Origin of the sequence: Bradyrhizobium sp. SHOUNA76 (assembly GCF_023006445.1) — a bacterium.
In the GTDB taxonomy this organism is placed as follows: Bacteria; Pseudomonadota; Alphaproteobacteria; order Rhizobiales; family Xanthobacteraceae; genus Bradyrhizobium.
Map to the genome: position 1 here is coordinate 1 of NZ_JALBHA010000478.1, position 4890 is coordinate 4890.

Below are 4890 nucleotides of genomic sequence, written 5' to 3' on the forward strand. Positions count from 1 at the left end.
GCCGGTGCGCACCAGCAGCGGATCGCCGAGAATGTCGCGCAGGCGCTGCAACGCATGGCTCGCCGCCGGCTGGGACAGGCCCATCCGAAGCGCGGCGCGACTGACACTGGCCTCGCGCAGCAATGCGTCGAGGGCGGTCAGCAGGTTGAGGTCAAGCGAATTCAAATTCATGGAGTGAATACATATCATATTTAGTATCGATTTGAAGAATGTCGATCGGCCGGCGATGATCTCCGCGTTCTCACCAAAGGAGATGCCGCCATGAGCGCGAGCGCCAACAAGAAACTGATGCAGGATATTTTCGCCGCCGCTGCCAATCCCGATCCGGCCGCGCGCGATCGCGCCCTGTTCACTACAAGCCTTGCCGAGGATGCCAAATGGGTCGTGACCGGCCAATATTCCTGGTCGCGCACCTTTGCGGGCAAGGAGGCGATCCTCAACGATCTGCACGGTTATGTGCGCACCCGCCTGCGCGACCGCACGCGCACGGTCGCGCACCGCTTCATCGCCGACGGCGATGTGGTCGTCGTGGAGGCCAAGGGCGACAACGTCACGCCTGAGGGCGTGCGCTACGACAACGACTATTGCCTGGTGTTTCGTCTCGAGCACGGCAAGATCAAGGAAATCCGCGAGTACTGCGACTCGGTCCTGACCGAGAGGGCGCTGGGCGCGTATCCGCAAGCACCCGTGAGGGCTGCGAGCTGACCGGATTGGACGACGTCGCGTCCTCCGGCCGGCCCTGTCCGTCACGCCTCACGATGTTTGTGCAGGTGTGGCGGACGCTGGTGGACGTCGTGCGGGCCCGGCGGCAGCGGTCCCGGGTCCGATGCCAGCTCGCTGCGATGACCGAGCGGGAGCTTCAGGACTGCGGGATGACCCCCGCCGAGATTGCCTACGAACTGACAAAGCCGGTCCGGCGGAAATAGACCGATCAAGAGGAAGCGCCGCCGCCCGCGCCGCTTCCGGCGGAGCTTGCCCCGGTGCCGGTCGTCCAGAAACCGTGCACGCTCGAAGTGATCAGAACGCACTCGGCAAATTGCAGCAGGCCAGCGCCCTCTAGAGGTTCGCGTACGACGCTATGCACGCCGCTGCGGATTCTTGCATGACTTCGCATAGCTGCCGATAAAATCAGCACTTCTCATGTGCGGTGAGGTGCGCACGCGCGAGGAATTTGAAGGTTCAATTAACGAGTGTTCTCCATTGTGTCGCGGTGCAGCGTGGGTCGCAAGGATGCGACGCGCGGCTGCCAGGGTGGCCGGTGACGATCGCCGGAAGCGTTCGGCTGCTCGAAGTGGATGCATCGGGGTGGACAGTGGGAATGCCGAAGTTTCGTTTGCGGATCAGGGGACGCCTGTACGCAGGCTTCATGGCCCTGGTGGCGGTTGGTCTGGTGATGGCGGTGGTTGCCGTCTGGAATTTGTGGGCGGTCCAGGATCAGGTCTCAAGACAATCCGCGCTCTCGGACAGCACGGCGCGCGTGCTGGAGATCTCGACCCACCTCCAGGCCATCCAGCGCGCTAATCTGCGCTACGTCTACGATGCCAACGAACCCGCGATGAAAGAGGCGCAAGAGCGCGAAACCGCGGCGACCGAGCTGTTGCGGGTCGGCGCGAAGGGCACGCTCTCGGAGGAGCGGCGAGCGCTCTACAACGGCCTCATTGACGACGTCGCCAAGATGCGGCGCCTGCGTGACAACCTCGCAGACGCCGTCAACGAGGCGAGGACGGGCAAGGCGACGTTGCTGCCGAGCGGCGAGGATCTGGCCGTCAAGATGGGCAAGCTGGTCGACGCGGCGCGCGCAGCCGTCGACGAAGACACCGCGGCCCTCGTCGCCGACCTCGAATCCAGGACCCTCCTTGTTCGGGTCGCAAACTGGCGTTTCCTGGCCCTGCGCGACACCCAGGGGCCGGCCAACTTCCGGGCGAGTGTGGACAGGGCGGCGCAGCGGCTCGCGGCGATCGAAAAAAGCCCGCAGGCAGCGGAATTGCGATCCACGCTCGCGCCGGTGAAGATCTCGCTCGGCATCTACAAATCGGCGTTCGAGGCGACCTCCGCCGCGATGCTTCAGGCCGACGAGATCTATCACAAGAACCTCGCGCCCCTCATCGTCGAGAGCATCGGCAGGCTCAAGGCCGCTGAAACCACCCTGAAGAAGGACTATCAGGACTCGCGCACCCATGCCGAAGCGGTGATCGCCGGCACGACGACCGTTCAGGAGATTGCAGGCGGTCTCGCCATCCTGTTCGGCGGCATCGTCGCCTTCCTGATCGCCCGCAGCATCGTCGGCCCTCTGACCTCGATGACGCGCGCGATGGGGCTGATTGCCGGCGGCAATCTCGATGTCGAGATCCCCGGTCGCGGCAAGAAAGACGAGATCGGCGACATGGCCAAGGCGATCCAGGTGTTCAAGGAGAACATGATCGACACGGAGCGCATGCGCGCCGAGCAGGCCGAGCTCGAGGCAGGGCAGGCCGAAAGCCGCAAGAAGGACATGGCCAGGCTCGCCGACCAGTTCGAGCAGGCCGTCGGCGAGATCGTCAACACCGTGTCGACGGCCTCGAGCGAGCTCGAAGCCTCCGCCGGCACCCTGACCACGACCGCCTCGCGGGCGCAGGACCTGTCGACCGAAGTGGCCTCCGCGTCCCAGGAAGCGACCGCGAACGTCCAGGCGGTCGCCACCGCGACCGAGGAGCTGTCGTCCTCGGTCGGGGAGATCGCCCGCCAGGTGCAGGAGTCCGCACGCATTGCGGGCGAGGCCGTCGGCCAGGCCAGCCGGACCAACGATCGCGTCGGCGAGCTCTCCAAGGCCGCGGCCCGGATCGGCGACGTGGTCGAGCTGATCAGCACCATCGCAGGTCAGACCAACCTCCTGGCGCTGAACGCCACCATTGAGGCCGCTCGTGCGGGCGATGCCGGCCGCGGCTTTGCCGTCGTCGCCACCGAGGTGAAGGCGCTGGCCGAGCAAACCGCGAAGGCCACCGGCGAGATTGGCCAGCAGATTGCAAGCATCCAGACGGCGACCGAGCAATCGGTCGGCGCCATCAGGGAGATCAGCGGCACTATCGAGCGGCTGTCGGAGATCTCCTCCGCGGTCGCCGCTGCGGTGGAGCAGCAGGGCGCGGCCACGCAGGAAATCTCGCGTAACGTGCTGCAGGCCGCTCACGGCACCCAGCGGGTCTCGACGAACATTGGCGACGTGCAGCGCGGGGCGTCCGAGACCGGTTCAGCCTCATCGCAGGTGCTGTCGGCGGCGCGCTTGCTGTCGGCCGACAGCAGCCGGTTGAAGCAGGAAGTTGCCAAGTTCCTGAGTTCGGTTCACGCCGCCTGAGCTGAAAAGCAAAGGGCCACGCGCACCGGCGTGGCCCTTAATTGCGGCGTGGCGCGATCAGGCGACCTTGGTCGTCATGTGCTTGAACATGTTGGCGCGCGCCTCATCGTCCATCTCGGCCTTGAAGGCGAACTTGTCCTTCAGCGCGATCGCGCGCGCCGCCGCCGGGCGCGCCGAGATCTCGTCCACCAGCCGTTTCACGTTCGGGTATCGCGCAAAGGCGTCGTCGCCGAGCTTGAACGGCAGCATCCGCGCCCAGCCCCACAGCGCCATGTCGACGATCGAATAATCGTCGCCGACCATGTAGCGGCGGCCTTTGAGATGACCGTCGAGAATCTTGTAATGGCGATCGGTCTCGTACTGGTAGCGGTTGTGGGCGTAGTCGTGGTTCTGGTCCTTCGGCGCAAAATGCTTGAAGTGCACCGCCTGGCCCGAATAGGGGCCGACACCGGTGGCGATGAACATCAGCCACGACAGCATCTCGCCACGCACGCTGGCTGAGGGCAGGAACTTGCCGGTCTTCTCGGCGAGGTAGAGCAGGATGGCGTTCGAGTCGAACACGGTCGCCCCATTGTCGTCGATCGCCGGCACCTTGGCGTTCGGATTGACCTTCAGATAGTCCGCCGTGAATTGCTCGCCCTTGCGGGTGTCGATCTTCACCGGTTCGTAGGGCAGGCCGGACTCTTCGAGATAGAGCGCGACCTTGGTCGGGTTCGGCGAACCGTTGAAATAGAATTTGAGCATCACACATCTCCCCAGTGTTTCTTGCCGAGAGCGAACGCGGCGTCATCGCCGCTGGGTCGTCTTCTCTTGCCCGAACAGCCGAAGAGAGCAACCGGCGAGTTTGCCGGGCGGTATCTGCGCCTCACGCAGATCAGCCGGCGTAACAAAGGCCGATCGCCGCCGTAATGACCATCGCCACGCCGACCGCCTCCAGGCGCAGTCCGAGCCGGGTGGCGAGGTGCATGTCGGAGGCCCGCGCCTTGCGCTCCGATCCGCGCGCGTAGCCGTGGACGATGACGTCGTGATTGAAATTGTCGTGCGCCTCGTTGCTGCTGGCGAGCCCGACGCAGATCACCAACACACCGAACAGCGCGAGGCCGAAGAATCCGAGCAGGGCGATCAGGAACATCGGAAACATGCCGACCAGGAAGATCGGCAGCAGCGGCACCAACAGCAATGTCTCGGACTGTCGTCGCATGGGACTAGGCCGGTCAGGACGGGGCTAATCTAGTCCCGGCTGGCGCGGCATTCAAGGTGCCGTAGCAACCATTAAATGGCGGCGGTGTTTTGAGCCGTACGGATCGCCTGCGCCTGCCATGATGACGCCGTGCTCGCGTCCGTCAAGGCGTGGCCTGGCGGCAGATCGGGTGAGGTTGGGGCGAGCGACGGCCATCCTTGACGGACGCTGCGCGCGGCGCCAGGAGGAGCCGCAGGTCGGGACGAAGAAGCGCGTCCCGGTCGAACTAAGAAGCAGGGAGTGATCCCGGCGGCTCGCCGCACCATGGCGTGCCGCGGGCTACCACTGTGTTAGCGAAGATGAGCATCTTTCTGGCACAGGC

Annotated in this window: 6 protein-coding genes; 3 read left to right on the forward strand and 3 right to left on the reverse strand. The window is 64.9% G+C overall.

The annotated features are described in order from the left end of the window. A partial coding sequence (locus tag MOV74_RS31230) for a LysR family transcriptional regulator (RefSeq protein WP_246930770.1) occupies positions 1–171 on the reverse strand: 171 nt, incomplete at its 3' end. A 90-nt stretch (positions 172–261) separates the two neighbouring features. Here MOV74_RS31230 and MOV74_RS31235 point away from each other — a divergent pair. From MOV74_RS31235 to MOV74_RS31245, 3 genes are all read left to right on the forward strand, one after another. Next, a complete protein-coding gene (locus MOV74_RS31235; protein WP_246930761.1) occupies positions 262–705 on the forward strand; it encodes a nuclear transport factor 2 family protein in 444 nt (147 codons plus the stop codon). Positions 706–758: 53 nt separating this feature from the next. Then, positions 759–926 (forward strand): DUF1127 domain-containing protein, encoded by a 168-nt coding sequence (locus MOV74_RS31240; protein ID WP_246930772.1) that lies wholly within the window; start codon positions 759–761, stop codon positions 924–926. Between the two features lie 392 nt (positions 927–1318). Next, complete coding sequence (locus MOV74_RS31245) at positions 1319–3328, forward strand: methyl-accepting chemotaxis protein (RefSeq protein ID WP_246930763.1); 2010 nt, start codon at positions 1319–1321, stop codon at positions 3326–3328. Positions 3329–3385: 57 nt separating this feature from the next. Here MOV74_RS31245 and MOV74_RS31250 read toward each other — a convergent pair whose 3' ends face one another. Together MOV74_RS31250 and MOV74_RS31255 are read right to left on the reverse strand one after the other, a co-directional pair. Further along, positions 3386–4072, reverse strand: a complete 687-nt coding sequence (locus MOV74_RS31250; RefSeq protein ID WP_246930765.1) for a glutathione S-transferase family protein — start codon at positions 4070–4072, stop codon at positions 3386–3388. A gap of 130 nt (positions 4073–4202) precedes the next feature. Further along, a complete protein-coding gene (locus tag MOV74_RS31255) occupies positions 4203–4529 on the reverse strand; it encodes a hypothetical protein (RefSeq protein ID WP_246930767.1) in 327 nt (108 codons plus the stop codon). Positions 4530–4890 lie beyond the last annotated feature (361 nt).